Source organism: Burkholderia sp. Ac-20344, from assembly GCF_017104975.1.
GTDB lineage: Bacteria > Pseudomonadota > Gammaproteobacteria > Burkholderiales > Burkholderiaceae > Burkholderia.
Map to the genome: position 1 here is coordinate 1 of NZ_JAAGPP010000043.1, position 18180 is coordinate 18180.

The window sequence follows — 18180 nt, forward strand, 5'->3', positions numbered from 1 at the left end:
CGCCGTAGTAGCGCTTGCCCGGATACCCTTCCGCGTACTTGTTCGTGAGTTGCGAGCCCTGCGCGGCCATCACGGCCGGGCTCGTGTAGTTTTCCGACGCGATCAGCTCGATGTGATCTTCCTGGCGGCGGTTTTCCTGCTCGATCGCTGCAAAGACTTCGGGATCGACGTTCGCGATGGTGCTTTGGGCTCTGTCAAACATACGGTTTCCGTTAAGTGTGTACAGGTTGACCGGAGCGGCCGAGTACGGTGCGCTGCTGGCAGGACCAGCTCGACGTGGCGGAAGAATCCGTATGACGCGAGGCAGGACAGCCACCGGCAATGCACGCGACGGCGCACAACGGCTGCCCAGGCGAACGGCAAAAACGGCGCCCCGCGCTTCACGGTGGGATGCTCCACCTTGAACCCGAAGGGTTCTATCGCCAGTCACGCGGGGGTGATGAGCGCATTAGTGTATTGGATGCGTCATGAATAGGCAACCGCACGGCGGTGCGCCGGAAGCAATTGGGGCCAGACTCTACGCGCCCGTGCCGGAACGCTTTGCCGCCTTGCCGCGGTGCGGCAATCTCAGTAGGCTTGCGGGATACCACCCGCTATTTTGTCATCCACCAGGAGCAGCAATGATCGTGTTCGTCACAGGCGCGTCCGCCGGCTTCGGCGCCGCCATCGCCCGTGCCTTCGTCAAGGGAGGCCACCGCGTCGTCGCGACCGCGCGCCGCAAGGATCGTCTCGATGCGCTCGCCGCCGAACTCGGCGATGCCCTTCTGCCGCTCGAGCTCGACGTGCGCGATCGCGCGGCTGTCGAAGCCGTGCCGGCCGCCCTTCCCGCCGAATTCGCAGCACTCGACGTGCTCGTCAACAACGCCGGCCTCGCGCTCGGCGTCGAGCCGGCCCCAAAGGCCAGCCTCGACGAATGGCACACGATGATCGACACGAACTGCACGGGCCTCGTCACGGTCACGCACGCACTGCTGCCCGGCATGATCGATCGCGGTCGCGGTCACATCTTCAATCTCGGCTCGGTCGCGGGTTCCTACCCTTATGCGGGCGGCAACGTCTACGGCGCGACCAAGGCTTTCGTCAGACAATTCAGCCTGAACCTGCGCGCCGACCTGCTCGGCACGCCGCTGCGCGTCACCGACATCGAGCCGGGCCTGTGCGGCGGCACCGAATTCTCGAACGTCCGCTATCGCGGCGACGACGTAAAGGCGGCGAACGTCTACAACAATGTCCAGCCGCTCATGCCCGAGGACATCGCCGACACGATCTACTGGATCGCGACGCGCCCGGCGCACGTCAACGTCAACACGATCGAGCTGATGCCGATCGCGCAAGCACCCGGCGGCCCGACCGTCCACCGCGGCTGAAGCCACGCGGGCCTGGCCCTTCCGGGCCGGCCCGCAGTGTGCTACGGCATACTACATTCCGTTACGAATCGGTTACGAATCAGGCCCCTGCCTTCCGGTAGAATGCGCGCCATGACCCAGCCTACCCGCTCCCCGGAAGCGCCGTCCGGCTTCATCTGGCCGGTGCGTGTTTACTACGAGGATACCGACGCAGGCGGCATCGTCTTCTATGCCAACTACCTGAAGTTCTTCGAACGCGCCCGCACCGAGTGGCTGCGCGCATGCGGCATCGACCAGCGTCAGCTCGCCGACGACACCGACGCGATCTTCGTCGTCCGCAGCACGTCGCTCGACTACCGCGCGCCGGCGCGACTCGACGACACGCTGGCGATCACGAGCCGGCCCGGACGCATCGGCCGCGCATCGGTGGAATTCATGCAGGAAGCCTGGTGCGGAGACACGCTGCTCGTGGCCGGACACATCCGTCTCGGCTGCGTCGACCGTACCGGCATCCGGCCCGCGGCCATCCCGCCGGCCGTGCTCGACGCGCTGCAGCGCGGGCCCGTCATCGACGACGGACAGATTGCACTGTCAACGAAGCTCGCATGAGCGCCGTTTAGACAAAGCCTATGAACTTGCCTTTCTGATTCGATACTAAGCAAGGTTCGGCGTCAGGCATGGCCGGCGCGCCGCGCCACACGCATACCGGGCGCCCCGAAGGGACGTTACTCAAACCTCTATGAACACTTCTCAAGACCTGTCGATCATTTCCCTCGTCCTCAACGCGAGCGTGCTGGCCCAGGCCGTGATGGGGCTGCTGCTGCTGCTGTCGCTGATGTCGTGGACCTTCATCTTCCGCAAGTGGTTCGCGATCCGCCGCGCACGCGCGCAGACCGAACGCTTCGAGAAGGATTTCTGGTCGGGCGGCGACCTGCAGGCGCTGTACCAGAGCGCGGCCAACAACCGCCACACGATCGGCGCGCTCGAGCGGATCTTCGAATCGGGCATGCGCGAGTTCCTGAAGGCGAAGGAAAAGCGCCTCAGCGATCCGGGCCTCGTGCTCGACGGTGCACGCCGCGCGATGCGCGCGTCGTTCCAGCGTGAAATGGACGTGCTCGAAGCGAACCTCGCGTTCCTCGCGTCGGTCGGCTCGGTCAGCCCGTACATCGGTCTGTTCGGCACGGTCTGGGGGATCATGAACTCGTTCCGCGGCCTCGCGAACGTGCAGCAAGCCACGCTCGCGAACGTCGCGCCGGGCATCGCCGAGGCGCTCGTCGCCACCGCGATCGGCCTGTTCGCCGCGATTCCGGCCGTGGTCGCGTACAACCGCTACGCGCACGACATCGACCGCCTCGCGATCCGCTTCGAGACCTTCATCGAAGAGTTCTCGAACATCCTGCAGCGTCAGGCCCAGTAAGGAGCGCGTCATGGCAGGAAGTCCCATCCGATCCAGCATGCGCGGCGGCCGCTCGCGCCGTGCAATGGCCGACATCAACGTCGTGCCGTACATCGACGTGATGCTGGTGCTGCTCGTGATCTTCATGGTCACCGCACCGCTCGTTGCCCCGTCGATCATCAACCTGCCGACCGTCGGCAACGCCGCGCCGCAGGAGCAGACGCCGCCCGTCGTCGTCAACATCAAGGCCGATCGCACGATGAGCGTCAAGTACAAGGGCGACTCGGGCTCGACCCAGGAAGACACGATGACGAAGGCCGAGCTCGACAGCTTCATCGTGGCCCGGCAGGCCGATCATCCCGACCAGCCGGTCGTGATCGCGGCCGACAAGACCGTACAGTACGATGCAGTCATGACCGTGATGTCCGATCTGAAGGCGCGCGGCGTCAAGCGCGTCGGCCTCCTCGTCAAATCGCAATGAACCGGCAGCAATCCACGCGCAGCTCCGCCTACCCGCCTCAGCCTCCCCGCGAGCGCGGCACGTGGCGCGCATTCGCGCTCGCCGCGCTGATGCACGTGTTGCTCGCGCTGTTCCTCTACCACGGCGTGCAGTGGCAGAACAGCACGCCGGCCGGCGCCGAAGCCGAGCTGTGGACCGAAGTGCCCGATGTCCCCGCGCCGCGGCCCGTCGTCACACCCACGCCGCCCGCGAAGGTCGCACCGCCCCCTCCTCCGGTGCGCGACGAGCAGGCCGACATCGCGCTGCAGCAGAAGAAGCGGCAGCAGGAAGCGGCCGCGCGTGAAGCGCTGCTCGACCAGCAGCGCCGCGCGCAGCAATTGAAGGCCCAGCAGGAAGACGAAGCCCGCCGCGCGCAGCTCGCGGCGCAGCAGGCAGCCGCGCTCGCCGCTCAGAAGGCCGCGGAACGCGACAGGCAGAAGCAGGCCGACAAGCTCAAGCAACAGCAGCTCGCCGAGCAGCAGAAGCTCGAACAGCAGAAACTCCAGCAGCAGAAGCAGGCGCAGCTCGAAGCGCAGCAGGCGGCGAAGGCAAAGGCCGACGCAGCCGCGAAGGCAAAGGCGGAAGCCCAGGCCAAGGCGAAGGCCGAAGCCACGGCGCGCGCGAAAGCCAATGCGGCGGCGAACGCGAAGCTCGACCGCGAGCGCAGCGCGCGTCTCGCACAGATGCAGGGCCTGTCCGGCGCCGGTGAAGGCGGCGGCGAGGGCCTCGCGAAAAGTGGCACGGGCACGGGCTCCGGCGGCAATGCCGCGACGCCCGGCTATGCCGACAAGGTGCGCCGCCGCGTCAAACCGAACATCGTTTGGGGCGGCGAGCGAGCAGGCCTGACCACCGTCGTCAAGATTCGGTGCACGCCGTCCGGTGACGTATTGAGCGCATCGGTTTCCCGCTCCAGCGGGAATTCGGGGTGGGATCAAGCCGTGGTCAATGCGATCCACGCATCGGTCCCGTTGCCGCCCGATTCTAACGGTCGTACCCCGTCGGACATTACGATTACCTTCAAGGCAGCGGAGTGAAAGGAAATGCGCTTACACTCCGGGCGTCACTGTCGGACGGGAACGAATCGGGTATTTTTACTGTCTCTGCCGTTGCGCAGCGATCCAAGTCATACGGGAAGCAAGAAGCATGAGTTTGATGACAAAGCTAGGTTTCAGGGCACTCGTGGCCTCGTGTCTGATTACGGCGGGCAGCGCCGCTAACGCCCAGGTCAACGTGCTGATCACCGGTGTCGGGTCGACCCAGTTCCCCATCGCCACCGCGAATTTCGCAAACGAGGCGAACCTGCCGCAGCAGGTCACGTCGATCGTCCGCGCCGACCTCGCCCGCAGCGGCAAATTCACCAACATCGACGCAGGCAGCACGCCCGTGCCGGAGTCCGCATCGGTCGATCTCGGCGCATGGAAGGCCAAGGGCGCCAATGCGTTCGTCGCCGGCAGCGTGAACCGCGAAGCGAACGGCCAGTACAAGGTCAACTTCATCCTGTACGACACCGTGAAGCAGCAAAGCCTCGGCGGCCTGTCGCTGACGGCCACCGACACCACGCTGCGCACGGCCGGCCACAAGATCGCCGACTACATCTACCAGAAGCTGCTCGGCGTGCGCGGCGTGTTCGCCACGCGCCTGTCGTACGTGATCAAGACCGGCAACCGCTACCAGTTGCAGATCTCGGATTCGGACGGCCAGAACGCGCGCATCGCGCTGTCGAGCACCGAGCCGATCATCTCGCCGTCCTGGTCGCCGAGCGGCACGAAGGTCGCGTACGTGTCGTTCGAGCGCAAGAAGCCGATCGTCTACATCCACGACCTGCCGACCGGCCGCCGCTACATCGTCTCCGACCAGAAGGGCAACAACAGCGCACCGGCATGGTCGCCGGACAGCAACACGCTGGCCGTCGCGCTGTCGCTGACGGGCAATACGCAAATCTATACGGTCAACTCGACGGGCGGCGGCCTGCGCCGCCTCACGCAGAGCAGTTCGATCGACACCGAGCCGTTCTACTCGCCGGATGGCCGCTGGATCTACTTCACGAGCGATCGCGGCGGCGCGCCGCAGATCTACCGGATGCCCGCCCAGGGCGAAAGCGCCGGTGCCGCGCAGCGCGTGACCTTCACCGGCAGCTACAACACGAGTCCGCGTATCAGCCCGGACGGCAAGCTGCTTGCTTACATCTCCCGCACGGGTGGGGGCTTCAAGCTGTACGTTCAGGATCTGCAGTCTGGCGCGGCGAACGCCATCACGAATACGAACCACGACGAATCGCCGAGCTTCGCGGCAAACGGCCAGTACCTTCTGTACGCTACCCAGTCGGGTGGTCGCAATGTTCTGGCAGCAGTGCCCTCCGACGGCAGCGCGCCGCCGCAGATCCTGTCCGTCCAGGGCGGCTCCGTACGTGAGCCGTCGTGGGGGCCCTTCATGCAATGACCAATAGGAGAGTAATCATGATGTCGAATAAAGCTCGTCTGGCCCTGGCCGTGATGATGATCAGCGCGCTCGCAGCGTGCAAGTCGGGCGTGAAGCTCGACGACAAGGCAAACGCAGGTGCGGTCAGCACGCAGCCGAGCGCCGACAATGTCGCGCAAGTGAACGTCGATCCGCTGAACGACCCGAACAGCCCGCTCGCAAAGCGCAGCATCTACTTCGACTTCGACAGCTATTCGGTGAAGGACGAGTACCAGCCGCTGATGCAGCAGCACGCCCAGTACCTGAAGAGCCACCCGCAGCGCCACGTGCTGATCCAGGGCAACACCGACGAACGCGGCACGAGCGAGTACAACCTCGCGCTGGGCCAGAAGCGTGCGGAAGCCGTCCGTCGTGCGATGGCACTGCTCGGCGTGAACGATTCGCAAATGGAAGCCGTGAGCCTCGGCAAGGAAAAGCCGCAGGCAGCGGGTCACGACGAAGCATCGTGGGCGCAGAACCGTCGCGCCGACCTCGTCTACCAACAGTAAGTAACGGAAGAATCGCCGTATGACGCACCGTGTAACCTGGCTGCGCGTTGCCGCAGCATTCTGCGTCGCCGGCGCGGCGTGGTCGGCCGCGCCGGCGCACGCCGGCGTGTTCGACGACAACGAAGCGCGCCGCGCCGTGCTCGACCTGCGCAGCAAGACCGACAACCTGTCCAGCCAGCTGTCGGCCGCCCAACGTACGATCCTCGATCAATCCGGCCGTCTCGACCAGCTCAACCAGCAGGTCGCGACGCTGCGCGGCGAGAACGAGGATCTGACGAACCGGCTGACGACGCTCGAACGGCAGCAGAAGGAGTACTACCAGGATCTCGACACGCGGCTCAAGAAATTCGAGCCGCAGCAGGCGACGATCGACGGCGTGGAAGGCACCGTGCAGCCGGGTGAAACGGATGCGCTCAGCGCGGCGCAGCAGCAGTTCCGCAACGGCAACTTCAAGGCGGCGGCGGCTTCGTTCCGCGCGTTCATCGCGAAGTATCCGCAGAGCCCCTACCAGCCGACCGCGCAGTACTGGTACGGCAATGCGCAATACGCGCTGCGCGACTACCGCGGTTCGACTGCAACGTGGCAAGGGATCGTCAGCAAGTTCCCGCAGCACCCGCGCGCGGCCGACGCACTCGTGGCAATCGGCACGAACCAGCTCGAGCAAGGCCAGAAGGCGGCCGCGAAGAAGACGTTCGAGCAGGTCGTGTCGCAATACGGCGGGTCGAACGCTGCGCAGACCGCACAGGGCAAGCTCGAGACGATCAAATAATTATCGCGTCGGGTTGTTGACAGCCTGACAATCCGTCGCTATAATCTTTTGCTCTTTGGGTCGTCGCGCAAGTTGTTGAAGCAACGAACCAACAGGTTTCAAGAACGTGGGGTGGTAACTCAGTTGGTTAGAGTATCTGACTTTTAATCAGAGAGTCGAGGGTTCGAGTCCCTCCCACCCTACCAACTATCTTTGATAGTGCAATTAAAGCCTCCCAAGCGGAGGCTTTTTTGCGTCTGTCGCATCCGTGTCGAGCGCGGCATCCCGGTGATACCCGCCACGCATTCAGCCGCGCCCTCCCCCTGGCTTCGGCAGAAGCATCTCTCCCTTCAAGCCGGCGTAAAGAAACGCGCTCATGAAAACGATCGAGATGATCGACTCGAGCCACATGTTCGTGAACGTGTCGACTGTGCCCCCACCCGCGCGTCAGCGCACACTCACGTCGCGCAGCACGCCACCATATCCCGCATACAGATTGCCGGCAGGCAGCAACTGCCGCAGCGCGAGTTGCCGATGCACGACCGGCAGGTGATGGAACGGCATCCGCGTGAACAGGTGGTGTTCGATATGAAAATGAATCGCGTGCGGGCCGAACAGGAACGTCTGCCACGAACGCCGGACGATCGTGCGCGCGTTGCGGCTCTGGTCGGCACATGCCGGCAGCCCCGCGTGCTCGAAGATCGCGCGCACCTGGCCGGCAAGCGGCAGCAGCGTGACGGACGGCACGATCCACAACGCGACGTACAGCAGCGGATGCCCGGCCAATGCAAGCGCGCCGAACAGCACACCGTTGCCGGCCAGCATCGACGCGACTTCCCACGCGGCATACACGCGCGACTTCCGGACCTTCGGCAGCGCATGCGCAAACTCGCCGCGGGCGAGTTTCACGACACTCGTCACGTAGCCGATCCCGCACGCGTACGCGAGCAGACGGCCGATCAACCGCCCGCGCGTCACCGGATAGTCGTGCACGCCGAACAGCAGCGCGACGGGATCGTCCGACTGCATCGGTGCGCGATGGTGCTTCAGATGGCCTGCGCGATACGTGCGCAGCGACAGCCACAGCGGGCCGGCTGCGAACAGTTGGCCCAGCGCGTCATTGACGCGCCGGTTCCGCGCGAGCAACCCGTGCGCGCCTTCGTGCATCATGACCGCGAGCGCAAGCTGGCTGCGCGCGATCACGATCGCGGCCAACACGTACGCGAGCGGATGCGCAAACACGATCGCAACCGCGAACGCAGCGGCAATCATCAGCCAGTCGCCCGCCAGCGCCGCGCCGACGCGCAACGCGCTCACGCAAAACAACGCGGGATCGGGCACGAACCGCGCAAGCTCGGCATTCGGCCCGGCGTGGTGGACACGGGCATCCGTCACGCGAGCCTCCTGCGCAGCAAACGCCGCTCGACCCACAGCGCACTGGCCATTGCAAGCGCCACGCCGCCCAGCACATCGGCCACCGTATGCTGCTTGAGCGTCAGCGTCGACGTGCAGATCAGCAGGCCGATCGCCACCGTCACGAGCTGCCGCCGGTCCGCCAGCATCCGGCAGGCAAGACACGTCACCGCGACGTGCAGGCTCGGAAAGCCGTTGGCCGCGAGATCGAGCTGCCACATGCGCGCGAGACGGTGGCGCACGAACACGTTACCGATCTCCGCGACGTCGGGCCGCGGCACCGCTTCCGGAAACAGCAGGAAGCACACGACACCGAGCACGAACGCGATCAGCACGGCCTCCTTGAACGCGGCGAACGCAGGCGGCCGCGCATACGCGGCAAGCGCAATCACGAACGGAAAGAAGCCGACATAGACGAACCACGACCACGCGATGAACGGAATGCGTGCATCGATCGCCGTGGCAAACACGTAGCGCGGCGTGACGCTGCGCTCCAGCAGAAAGAAGATCACGAGGCCGGCTGCCATGCCGAACGTCGCGGCCAGCATCTGCCGGACATCGGGCCGGCGCTCGTCACGAAACGACAGCGAATTCATCGTGGCGCCGGCGCCTCGCATCGCGTATCCGCATCGGCCACCTGCGCACGCGGACGCAGCGCGAGGAGGCGCAATGTCCATGCGTCCAAGCGCGCACGTGCATGCTCGCGGCCGGCGATCGTTCCTGCCAGCGTGCCGGGATTGCACATCAGCTCGGCTGCGGCCTGCCCGACTTCCCGCCGGAACGCGGCCGCATCGCCGCGCCACGTGACGACGCGATGCACGAGTTGCAGCCGGGCCGCGCGCGCGGCGTTGCTCGCCTGCTCGGGCTGATCGGTCTGCACGAGCAGGATCGGACGGCGATACACACGCGCGATCGACAGCGCAGCCATGCCGGGAGCCGACACGATCAGCGGTGCATGGGCGGCGCGCGTCACCCAGTCGGCGTCGACGCCGGTCCAGCCGTCGTGCCCGGCATAGCCCTCGCCCACGCGGTGTGTAGCGAGCCCTGCATCGCGAATTCCGGCCGACAACGCATCGGCGAGCGCGATATCGCGGAAATGCGGATTCAGATAGACGGCGGCAGCAGCCGGTTCCGACACCGGCCATTCGGCGACGACCGGCACCGGCGTCGGCAACCGGCAATGAAAGTGCGATCGCCGCACATCGTCGACGGCGTCGTACGCAAAATCGTGCTCGATACAGCCCCGCGCGGAATCGATCTGCCAGTCGACGATCTGCGCGAACGCACGCGCCAGCACGCGCGGCAACCGCGCATCGAAATTCGCGGTCAACGCGCGGCGCAGGCTGCCGCCATACACATGGACGACGCAGCGCCGCCAGCGCGGCATCGCGCCCATGAACAGCAGCGCCGGATGAAACGAGTCGTTGATCACGAGATCGGCATCGCGGACGATCGCACGCAGCCGCGCGATGTCGCGCAGCATGCGCGTCGGCCTGAACACGTAGTGCGCGACATTGCGATCGGTCGCGTCGCGCAGCATGTTCTGCCGTTCGTCGAACTGCACCGCGTAGTGACGGGACAGCACGGTCGCGTCGACGCCGAACGCAGCCAGGAACGCCCGCCCCGCATCGGACGTCGTCAGCACGTCGACCTGCGCGCCGGCCGCGCGCAACGCATGCACGAGCAGTTGCGCGCGCATCAGGTGGCCGCGTGCGTCGGCCGTTGCCAGGTAGACGATCCGCGGCATCATGCGCGCGGACGAAGCGACTGGAGCCAGCCGGCCGCGACCATCGCCAGCGCGCCCGTCACGCCGAAACCGGCGTCGATCGCACGGATCTCGTTCAGCAACGCGGCGAGATGCGCAGTCTCGGACGGTGCGACCAGGCGGCGCAGCGTGTCCGAACAGAGCCGGACATGCCGGGTCTCGTCGGCGAGCACGCGCGACAGCAGCGGGTACAACGGATGCGCATCGCCGATCGTTTCGCAGTGGCGCGCGAGCACGCGCATCGCCATCTGTTCCGCGCACAGACCCGTCGCATAGGCCGGCACGAGCACGCCTTGCGCGAAATGCGGCGCATGGCGCTGCGCGAGCCGGCGCCATCGCATGATCTTGCGCCGGCTCAGCCAGTCTGGCTCGTGCGGCGCGGTCGACGGCGCGACACCGCGCACGCGCAGCGCATCGGCAAACGCGGCCGCGTGGCGACGCTCGTCCGCGAGATGCTGCTCGATCCGCGGCGCAAGCCAGTCCGGCGGCTGTCCGGCCCAGTCCTCGTGCAACGCGCACTCGGTTGCTTCCTCGCCGATCAGGTACATGCGCAGCACCCAGCGCTCGCCATGCGTGCTGCGATGAAGCTGCCGGATCGCCGCCCGCTTGATACGATCCACGAGGTATGCGCGCACCCGCGCCGCGCCGCGTGGCACGGGCGCATCGAGACAGTCGAAGCGCGTGTCGTGCGACGCTTGCGGCGACGCCGGCAGTTCACCTGCCGTCGTCATGCCGGCACGCCCCGTACGGACGCGGATTTCGCCGCAGCAGCCGCAGCGGCGGCCGGATCGCGACGCCATCCGAGGATCAGGCCGATGAAGCTTTCCTGCATGAACGCATGCGCGGACGCGGACGCCCCCGCGAATGCCTCCTCACGGCCGTTCACGCGCAGATAACCGTTGCCGTCGCGTGTGCCGAATTCGATCCGGTCGTTCTTCCTGAAGCCGTGCACGCGGATGTCCTTCACGAGCGCGCTGCCGTCGAGACCGAACAGGAACAGTTCGCGCTGTGCGACCCACACCGGAATGTGATTGCTCAACGCATCGAACCGAATCGCCCACGTGCCGGACGCAAGTGCGCGATCGACGTCGGCATCGTGCGGCGCGTTCGACGTAAAGCTCGCGCGCGCGACCGACTTCGTCAGGCCGCCTACACCGAGCGCGATCGTGATGTCGTCCGCGGACGGCTGCTTCGGATCGGTCGCACGCACCTTCACGAGGTGCCGCGCGAGTCGCGATGCAAGCGACGGATGCGCAAACAGCGCCAGCATTTCGTCCGGCGCGAGCACGTCGCGCTCGCCATCGCCCTCCTTCACTCGCACGCGATACGGATCGATCCGGACATCGGTGAACGTGCCGTGCACGGGCGCATGGACGTACACGTCGCGGTTCCATTTCGCGCCGTCGCGACGCAGCAGCACATGCACGCTCAACGGCACGCGCCGGCCGTCGCCGTCGACGCCCGTGCCCTGCAGCAACACGTCGCCGAGCACGTCCTTCGTGCGGCGCGTCGCATCGCTCGAGAAGACGATCGCGTGCGCATCGGTATCGATGCTCGCGTGAACGTCGGGCGCATCGAGCGCGACGCGATTGCAGTCCGCCGCGGCCGCGTTCGCGAACGGGCAACCGCTTTGCGACGCGAAGTGGTAGATCCCGCGTCCCGCGTGATCGACCAGCGCGGCATGGGCACCGGCACCGACGGCAAATAGGGCGAGGCAGGCAACACGGGTGGCGATCGAGGGCATGGTCGTTGTCGGGATGGATGCAGGATGTCGACGTGTCATGGCCGCGCGCGATGCGCGGCGCCGGTTCAATGGCGGTGGTAGGACAGCGCTTCGAGATCGCGCCGGGCCGATGCGCGCCCGGCGAGACCGAACCCGCGCGCAAGCGCGCCGAGCGTATCGACGCCGGACGCGGCGATCGTAACGCCGACGGCCGCGAGATAGCGGGCAGCGCCCAGCGGCGGCAACTGCTGGCGATTGAGCGCGCGCAGGCTGTAGCCGAGCCGCATCGCCATCACGCAGAACGGGCCGAGCGGGCCGCTGCGGCCGAGCCACTGCCATCCGCGCGGCAGGTATGCGTTCACGAGATACGGTGTCAGCCCGACGCTGTCCTCGCCGCGCATCCAGCGCAGCTTCAGCGATTCGCGATGCGTGTCGGGCAGCCGATGCTCGGTATGCGCGTCCGGCGCGAACTCGACGGCCACGCCGGCCGCCTGCATCCGCAGCCCCATCACCTGGCAATGCGCACGATAGACGCCGTCGAGCGGCTCGTAGCGGAATTGCGCGAACACGTCGCGCCGGAACGCGACGTTGTTCGCGTAGAAGTTGCGCGTCGCGCCGTCGCGCAGCGGGCTCGGGAAATACATGAAATCGATCGACGTCAGCGCGATGCCGAGCACGTTCGGCGCATAGCTGGTGCGCCCCGCCACCGCGACGGGCGTATCGCCGGCTGCGCGCGCGAACGGCGCGAGCAGGTGTTCGAGCCAGTCGTCGGCCGGGCGGCAATCGGCATCGCCGAACACGACGATGTCGCAGCGGTCCGCGTCGACGCGATCGAAGCCGTCGTTCTTCGCATCGTAGTAGCCGGTGCGCGCGCCGATCTCGACGAAATCGATCGAACGGCCGGCCAGCGTAGCGATCTCCGCACACGCATCGGCCGGCAGGCCGTCATGCGTGATGATCCATTGTGCGAGCGCCGCGGGCGGCACGGTCTGCTTCGACAGCGCCGATACGAGGCGCTTCAGGCTGTCGACAGCCTGCGCGAGACCCGCGCCGCCGCGCAGGTTGTTCGTCTCCAGCACGAGCGCGGCCTTCGCCGCCACGGCACGGGCGGCTGCGCGCGTGCGCGGTGCGATTTCTGTGATGTCCGGCATCCTGAATGTCTCCATCGTCATGCGCGACGGCATGGATGAAACGAACGGGCGGCAAGCCCGGCGCGCGACGGCGAATGCGGGTCGCTCGCGACCGTCGTCGCGAAACGGGCAGCCTGGAAGGCGCCCGCTTCGCGTGCCGTCACTCCTGGGCGGACGGCGCCGAATCGGCGTCGGTATAGCGCGGCTTCGCGTTCTGCAGGTCACGCGTGTTCTTCTGCACGGCCACCGAGCCGAACAGCGCGAGCACGAACGACATCGCGTAGAAGCCCTTTTCGCTCAGTTGCAGCGTCGCGTTGAAGAGGCCGACGACCAGCAGCGCGATCGACAGCAGCAGCGCGATCCAGCTGAGGCCGTAGTAGATGCCGGTGACGGGAATGCCTTCCGCGCGGTCGCGGACGCTTTTCTGCAGCGAGATCGCCGCATACAGGCCGAACACCAGCACGGTGAAGTAGTAACCCTTCTCGTTGAGCTGCATGCCGGCGTTCCAGAGCCCGATCAGGAATGCCGCGAAACCGGCGAGCAGCGCGGCCCACGATGCGGCCACGAACGCGAACGACGGCTGCTGGATGGTGGTCTGGTTCATTGCTTTGCCCTCTCTTTCTTCTTGTTCGAAATCGTTGTCGTTGAACTGCGTTTCGCGCATGGTAGCAGCTTTGGCGCGTGCCACGACAGCCGCGCTTGCAGTCTTACATGCCGCGCTGCTCGCGCCGCCAGCGCCCCGGCGTCGTGCCGAGCACCGCGCGAAACGCCTTGCCGAAGGCGGCCTCGGACTGGTAACCGACTGCCTGCCCGATCTCCGCCTGCCCGCGCTGCGTGTCCTGCAGCAGCGCGCACGCATGCATCATCCGGATCTGCGCGACGAACGCGCCGACACTCATCCCGGCCCGCTCGCGGACATGGCGCGCGTACGTCGCGCGCGACATCGCGGATGCATCGCCGAGCGACTCGACCGTCCACGGCTTCTCCGGCGCCTGCAGCACGGCCTGGACCGACGGGCCGAGCCGCGCGTCGGCCGCAAGCGCGAGCCAGCCGGACGGCACGCGCGCACCACGGCCGTATGCGCGCAACGCATACGCGAGCAGCGCCTGGCCGAGCGCGTTCACGATCGCGCCGGCGCCCGGCTGCCCGTTCGACGCCTCGGTGCGCAGCACGCTCGTCAGCAGTTGCAGCGGCGCGAACCCCGACGCCTCGCGCAACCCGACATGCAGCACATGCGGCAGCGTGCGCATCAGCAGTTCACCCGCACCGCGCGCATAGACGAACCGTCCGCACAGCAGGTCCACGCTCGCGCCGCCCGCTTCGGCCGGATCGAGATTCGACTTGACCGGCAGCACCATGCCACCGCCGGTACCCAGATCGCGCAGCGCCGCAACCGGCCGCGACCGGCCGGCCCCTGCGTCGAGCAGGTCGTGCGCGCCACCCGCAGGCAGCAGCACGAAATCGCCGTCGGCAAGCTGCAGCGTGCGCCCGTCCACGGTACGCATCCGGCACGTTCCGGCCAGCACGAGGTGAAACGCCGCCTCGCCGGGCGGCAGCGGGTCGTGCGGCATCGCGAACGGCCCGTCGAGCAGGCAGCGCACGTCGAGCTCGACATGACTGCGGCCCAGCGACAGCAGTTGGCTCAGGGCATCCATGAGACGATTGCGCTAAAAATTGACACTCTAGCGTATCGAAGCCCTCAGCGCGAACGATCAGAATAGGTCTGCATCGCCCGAGATCGCGGCGCCCGCCGCCCTCCCCACCTCTTCTCGAAAAGGACGCATCATGCTGAACTGGAACGAATACCGGAAGGAACTCTCGACGCGCATCGGCGACATCGCCAAGCTGTCGCCCGATACGCTGGCCGGCTACCAGGCACTGGCTGGCGCCGGCGCCAAGACGGGCCATCTCGACGCGAAGACGCGCGAACTGATCGCGCTCGCGGTCGCCGTCACGACGCGCTGCGACGGCTGTATCGCCGTGCACACCGCGGAAGCGACCAAGCACGGCGCGACCAGGGAGGAAGTGGCGGAAGCGCTCGGCGTCGCGATTGCGCTGAACGCGGGTGCAGCGCTCGTCTATTCGGCGCGTGTGATGGACGCGCTCGGCGAGTGACCCAGACGGCCGCGGCGCTGCCGTCGTGTGGCGGCGCCCGGCCGCATGGCCGCTCGGTTGCGCATCGCGCGTCCCGGCGAGCCATGTATGACGATTGGCCGGCGGCCGCGCACTGGCACGGACGCGTCGCGAAGTCGGCTACCATGCGCGAACGATCCATCGTGAAGGAGCGCGTCATGTGCCGCTGGCTCGCCTATACGGGTAATCCGATTCATCTCGAGACCGTCCTGTTCCGCGCGAAGCATTCGCTGATCGACCAGAGCCTGCATTCGGAACTGGGGGCGACGACCACCAACGGCGACGGCTTCGGCATCGGCTGGTACGGGCACCCGGACGAAATCCCGTTCCGCTACCGCTCCGTACATCCCGCATAGAACGACCGCAACCTGCGCGAAGCCGCGCGCGCGATCCGCTCGCGGATGTTCATCGCGCACATCCGCGCGGCCACCGACACGCCCGTGCAGGAAACCAACTGCCACCCGTTCCGCCACGGCCGCTGGCTGTTCGCGCACAACGGGCTGATCCGCGACTTCCACAAGCTGCGCCGCGACCTGACGTTGAAGGTCGATCCCGCGCTGTTCCCGACGCTCGAAGGCTCGACCGACTCCGAACTGATGTTCCGCCTCGCGCTGACCTACGGTCTCGAGCAGACGCCGCTGCCGGCGCTCGAGCGGATGGTCGGCGTGGTCGAGGAAACCGCCGCGCGGCATCGCGTGGCCGACCCGCTCAACATGACGATCTGCACGACCGACGGCGAACGGATCATCGCGGTGCGCTACTCGAGCGAACGGCAATCGCGTTCGCTGTTCCACAGCACGTCGTTCAAGCACCTGCACGAGCTGTATCCGCACAACCCGCGCATCGCCGAAGCCGGCGACGACGCGTTCATGGTCGTGTCCGAGCCGCTCGTCGACTTGCGGGGCGCGTGGGAGGAGGTGCCGGAGAGCATGGCGATCGTCGCGCAGGGCGCCGATGTGCAGCAGCGGCCGTTCAACCCGCGGCGGAAGTAGCGCAGCAGGCTGCCCCATACGCACCATCAGGCGCGGCGCGACAACCGCATCCGGATCGAATCGAGTTCGGCCGGCAGCCGGCGCGAACGGGCGCGCGGCCGCGGCAGCGCGGTGAACCCGAGCCGTTCGTAAAGCGCGCGGGCCCGCACGTTGCGGGTCAGCACGTCGAGCACGACTTCGCGGCTGCCGTCGGCCGGCAACGCGCCGGAATCGAGCGCATCGCGGAACAACGCGCTGAAGATACCCGTGCCGCGCTGCCGTTCGTCGGTCGCGCAATGCGCGACGAGGATCTGCGAACGCTTCGGCGCCGGGAGTTCCGTTTCGAGGATCAGCCCGCGCAGCAACTGGCCGATCGTGCGGCGCACGCCGAAGAAGCGCGCGAGTGCCCACACGACATGCACGTCGTCGAACATCGTCTGCTGCCCGTCGTGAATCGCCATCACGGCAAGCACGGTGCCATCGTCGTCAACCGCGACGCGATGCCGGCGCCACGAGAAGCGCCCGTGACGCGACCGGAACGCCTGCTGCAGGAACGCGATGCAGCGCGCGTCGCTTTCGCCGAGAAAGAAGCCGAATTCGGCCACGCCGGACGCAAACACGAGGGGCGCGCACGCCGCCGCGTCGCTCGCCTCGGCCGCACGAAACCGCACGTGCTCGCCGGCGCGCGGAACCGCTTGCGCGAACGCGCCGGCCAGCGTCACGCGCTGCGTCCCGCCAGCCGCGACAACACGCCCACCGTCCGGCTGATCTGCTCCGGCTCGTGCGTCGAGCAGATGAAGAAGCGCAGCCGCGCCGCCTTTTCCTCGACGGCCGGATAGAAGATCGGCTGCACGTTGATCCCTTCGTCGAACATCGCATTGGCCCATTGCGCGGCCTTCAGCGAGCTCCCCGTGATCACCGGCACGACCGCGAACCCGGCGCTCGTGCCCGTATTCAGCCCGGCGGCGCGCGCCTCGGTCAGGAACTGCCGCCCGCGCGCCTGCAGTTGCGCGACGCGCGCCGGCTCGGCCTGCAGGCGCTCCAGCGCGGCCAGCGACGCTTCGGCGAGCGTCGGCGCGAGCCCGACGCTGTACAGGAAGCCCGGCGCCAGGTGGCGCAGCATGTCGACGAGCGGCTGGCAGCCGGCGATGAAACCGCCGCAGCCGGCCAGCGTCTTGCTCATCGTGCCCATCCACAAGTCGACCTGGTCGGGCGCGACACCGCAATGCTCGCGGATGCCCTTGCCGGTCGCGCCGAGCACGCCGAGCGAATGCGCCTCGTCGACCAGCAGGAATGCACCGTGGCGCGTCTTCACGTCGACGAAGCGCTGCAGGTCGGGGAAATCGCCGTCCATGCTGTACAGCCCCTCGATCGCGATCAGCACGTGCCGGTATTCGCGGCGTACGCGCGACAGCAGTTCGTCGAGCGCCTGCCAGTCGTTGTGCACGAAGCTCAGCCGCTTCGCGCCGCTCAGTTGCGCGCCCTGCACGATGCTGTTGTGCGCGAGCGAATCGTGGACGACCAGATCGCCGGGGCCGAACAGCGCGCCGATCACGGTCACGTTCGTCGCGTGACCGCTCACGAATGCGACGCAATCGTCGGTCTCGTAGAACGCGGCCAGCGCGCGCTCGAGGTCGCGCTGCACCGGGCGCTCGCCCGCGACCATCCGACTCGCGGAGGCCGACGTGCCGTAGCGGTCGATCGCGGCCTTCGCGCGCGCGGACACACCCGGATCGCCGGCCAGGCCGAGGTAGTTGTAGTTCGCGAAGTTCAGGTACTCGCGGCCGCCGATCTGCGTCGTCGCACCGGCGACGCCGTCGTGCACGCGGAAAAACGGCGAGTCGACGCGCAGCTTCTCGCCCATCTCGCGCATGATCCGGACCTGCTGATACTGCGGCATCGATTCGAAACGGCTGCGCGCCGATGCGGTCTGCGCGGTCGGCGTGCCGGGCACGCCCGGTGCCGCGGCTGCCTCGGTCGCGCGCTCCAGTTGCCGTTTCAGCGCTTTCGCCGCCAGTTGCTGGCGAAGATGCTCTCCCAGTGCCATTGCGTCCTTCGTTTTATCTCGAAAAGACGTTATGTTACGCCGC

At 67.1% G+C, this 18180-nt stretch carries 19 protein-coding genes, 1 tRNA gene, 2 pseudogenes and 1 riboswitch; of the genes and pseudogenes, 11 read left to right on the forward strand and 11 right to left on the reverse strand.

Annotated features, from left to right (window positions below; translation table 11 throughout):
* Window positions 1-202: pseudogene (glyA, locus tag G3N64_RS15940) on the reverse strand (serine hydroxymethyltransferase); the annotation flags it as partial.
* A 137-nt stretch (window positions 203-339) separates the two neighbouring features.
* A riboswitch (ZMP/ZTP riboswitch) is annotated at window positions 340-440 on the reverse strand.
* A gap of 180 nt (window positions 441-620) precedes the next feature.
* Between glyA and G3N64_RS15945 the strand changes: the two are divergent.
* The 9 genes from G3N64_RS15945 to G3N64_RS15985 all read left to right on the forward strand — a co-directional run bounded on the left by G3N64_RS15945 (window position 621) and on the right by G3N64_RS15985 (window position 7161).
* The gene (locus G3N64_RS15945; RefSeq protein ID WP_205784792.1) at window positions 621-1367 is read left to right on the forward strand and encodes an SDR family NAD(P)-dependent oxidoreductase; all 747 of its coding nucleotides are present in this window, start codon (window positions 621-623) and stop codon (window positions 1365-1367) included.
* Between the two features lie 102 nt (window positions 1368-1469).
* Window positions 1470-1955 carry a tol-pal system-associated acyl-CoA thioesterase gene (gene ybgC, locus G3N64_RS15950; protein WP_205784793.1) on the forward strand — a complete coding sequence of 162 codons (486 nt, stop codon included), beginning with the start codon at window positions 1470-1472 and terminating at the stop codon, window positions 1953-1955.
* Between the two features lie 130 nt (window positions 1956-2085).
* The gene (tolQ, locus tag G3N64_RS15955) at window positions 2086-2763 is read left to right on the forward strand and encodes a protein TolQ (protein ID WP_006484959.1); all 678 of its coding nucleotides are present in this window, start codon (window positions 2086-2088) and stop codon (window positions 2761-2763) included.
* Between the two features lie 10 nt (window positions 2764-2773).
* On the forward strand, window positions 2774-3223 hold the full coding sequence (gene tolR / locus G3N64_RS15960; protein WP_205784794.1) for a protein TolR: 450 nt from the start codon (window positions 2774-2776) through the stop codon (window positions 3221-3223).
* The gene (gene tolA / locus G3N64_RS15965; protein WP_205784795.1) at window positions 3220-4275 is read left to right on the forward strand and encodes a cell envelope integrity protein TolA; all 1056 of its coding nucleotides are present in this window, start codon (window positions 3220-3222) and stop codon (window positions 4273-4275) included. The genes tolR and tolA overlap by 4 nt, the downstream gene beginning before the upstream one ends.
* 109 nt (window positions 4276-4384) lie before the next feature.
* On the forward strand, window positions 4385-5680 hold the full coding sequence (gene tolB / locus G3N64_RS15970; protein WP_205784796.1) for a Tol-Pal system beta propeller repeat protein TolB: 1296 nt from the start codon (window positions 4385-4387) through the stop codon (window positions 5678-5680).
* Between the two features lie 17 nt (window positions 5681-5697).
* A complete protein-coding gene (gene pal, locus G3N64_RS15975) occupies window positions 5698-6207 on the forward strand; it encodes a peptidoglycan-associated lipoprotein Pal (protein WP_205784797.1) in 510 nt (169 codons plus the stop codon).
* Between the two features lie 19 nt (window positions 6208-6226).
* A complete protein-coding gene (gene ybgF, locus G3N64_RS15980; RefSeq protein WP_205784798.1) occupies window positions 6227-6976 on the forward strand; it encodes a tol-pal system protein YbgF in 750 nt (249 codons plus the stop codon).
* A 108-nt stretch (window positions 6977-7084) separates the two neighbouring features.
* Window positions 7085-7161 (forward strand) — tRNA-Lys (locus G3N64_RS15985).
* 241 nt (window positions 7162-7402) lie between these two features.
* Here G3N64_RS15985 and G3N64_RS15990 read toward each other — a convergent pair.
* The 8 genes from G3N64_RS15990 to G3N64_RS16025 all read right to left on the reverse strand — a co-directional run bounded on the left by G3N64_RS15990 (window position 7403) and on the right by G3N64_RS16025 (window position 14641).
* Entirely contained in the window at window positions 7403-8350 is a 948-nt protein-coding gene (locus G3N64_RS15990; RefSeq protein ID WP_205784799.1) for a fatty acid desaturase family protein, read from the reverse strand.
* Window positions 8347-8964: a phosphatase PAP2 family protein gene (locus G3N64_RS15995; protein WP_205784800.1), complete on the reverse strand. Its 618-nt coding sequence runs from the start codon at window positions 8962-8964 to the stop codon at window positions 8347-8349. Before G3N64_RS15995 ends, G3N64_RS15990 begins: the two co-directional genes overlap by 4 nt.
* Complete coding sequence (locus G3N64_RS16000) at window positions 8961-10118, reverse strand: hypothetical protein (protein ID WP_205784801.1); 1158 nt, start codon at window positions 10116-10118, stop codon at window positions 8961-8963. Before G3N64_RS16000 ends, G3N64_RS15995 begins: the two co-directional genes overlap by 4 nt.
* Window positions 10115-10864: a hypothetical protein gene (locus G3N64_RS16005; RefSeq protein WP_205784802.1), complete on the reverse strand. Its 750-nt coding sequence runs from the start codon at window positions 10862-10864 to the stop codon at window positions 10115-10117. Before G3N64_RS16005 ends, G3N64_RS16000 begins: the two co-directional genes overlap by 4 nt.
* Window positions 10861-11877, reverse strand: coding sequence for a hypothetical protein (locus G3N64_RS16010; protein ID WP_241021006.1), 1017 nt, complete (start codon window positions 11875-11877; stop codon window positions 10861-10863). Before G3N64_RS16010 ends, G3N64_RS16005 begins: the two co-directional genes overlap by 4 nt.
* A gap of 65 nt (window positions 11878-11942) precedes the next feature.
* Window positions 11943-13007, reverse strand: coding sequence for a glycosyltransferase family 2 protein (locus G3N64_RS16015; RefSeq protein ID WP_205784804.1), 1065 nt, complete (start codon window positions 13005-13007; stop codon window positions 11943-11945).
* A gap of 139 nt (window positions 13008-13146) precedes the next feature.
* Window positions 13147-13590, reverse strand: coding sequence for an inner membrane protein YiaA (gene yiaA, locus G3N64_RS16020; RefSeq protein WP_205784805.1), 444 nt, complete (start codon window positions 13588-13590; stop codon window positions 13147-13149).
* A gap of 103 nt (window positions 13591-13693) precedes the next feature.
* Window positions 13694-14641 carry an AraC family transcriptional regulator gene (locus tag G3N64_RS16025; protein WP_205784806.1) on the reverse strand — a complete coding sequence of 316 codons (948 nt, stop codon included), beginning with the start codon at window positions 14639-14641 and terminating at the stop codon, window positions 13694-13696.
* Between the two features lie 130 nt (window positions 14642-14771).
* Between G3N64_RS16025 and G3N64_RS16030 the strand changes: the two genes are divergently transcribed.
* Both G3N64_RS16030 and G3N64_RS16035 read left to right on the forward strand, forming a co-directional pair.
* Window positions 14772-15101, forward strand: coding sequence for a carboxymuconolactone decarboxylase family protein (locus G3N64_RS16030; RefSeq protein ID WP_205784807.1), 330 nt, complete (start codon window positions 14772-14774; stop codon window positions 15099-15101).
* 176 nt (window positions 15102-15277) lie between these two features.
* Window positions 15278-16111: pseudogene (locus G3N64_RS16035) on the forward strand (class II glutamine amidotransferase).
* A 26-nt stretch (window positions 16112-16137) separates the two neighbouring features.
* Here the strand turns inward: G3N64_RS16035 and G3N64_RS16040 are convergent.
* Window positions 16138-16812 carry a GNAT family N-acetyltransferase gene (locus tag G3N64_RS16040; protein ID WP_205784808.1) on the reverse strand — a complete coding sequence of 225 codons (675 nt, stop codon included), beginning with the start codon at window positions 16810-16812 and terminating at the stop codon, window positions 16138-16140.
* Window positions 16809-18137, reverse strand: coding sequence for an aminotransferase class I/II-fold pyridoxal phosphate-dependent enzyme (locus G3N64_RS16045; RefSeq protein ID WP_205784809.1), 1329 nt, complete (start codon window positions 18135-18137; stop codon window positions 16809-16811). Before G3N64_RS16045 ends, G3N64_RS16040 begins: the two co-directional genes overlap by 4 nt.
* Between the last annotated feature and the right edge of the window lie 43 nt (window positions 18138-18180).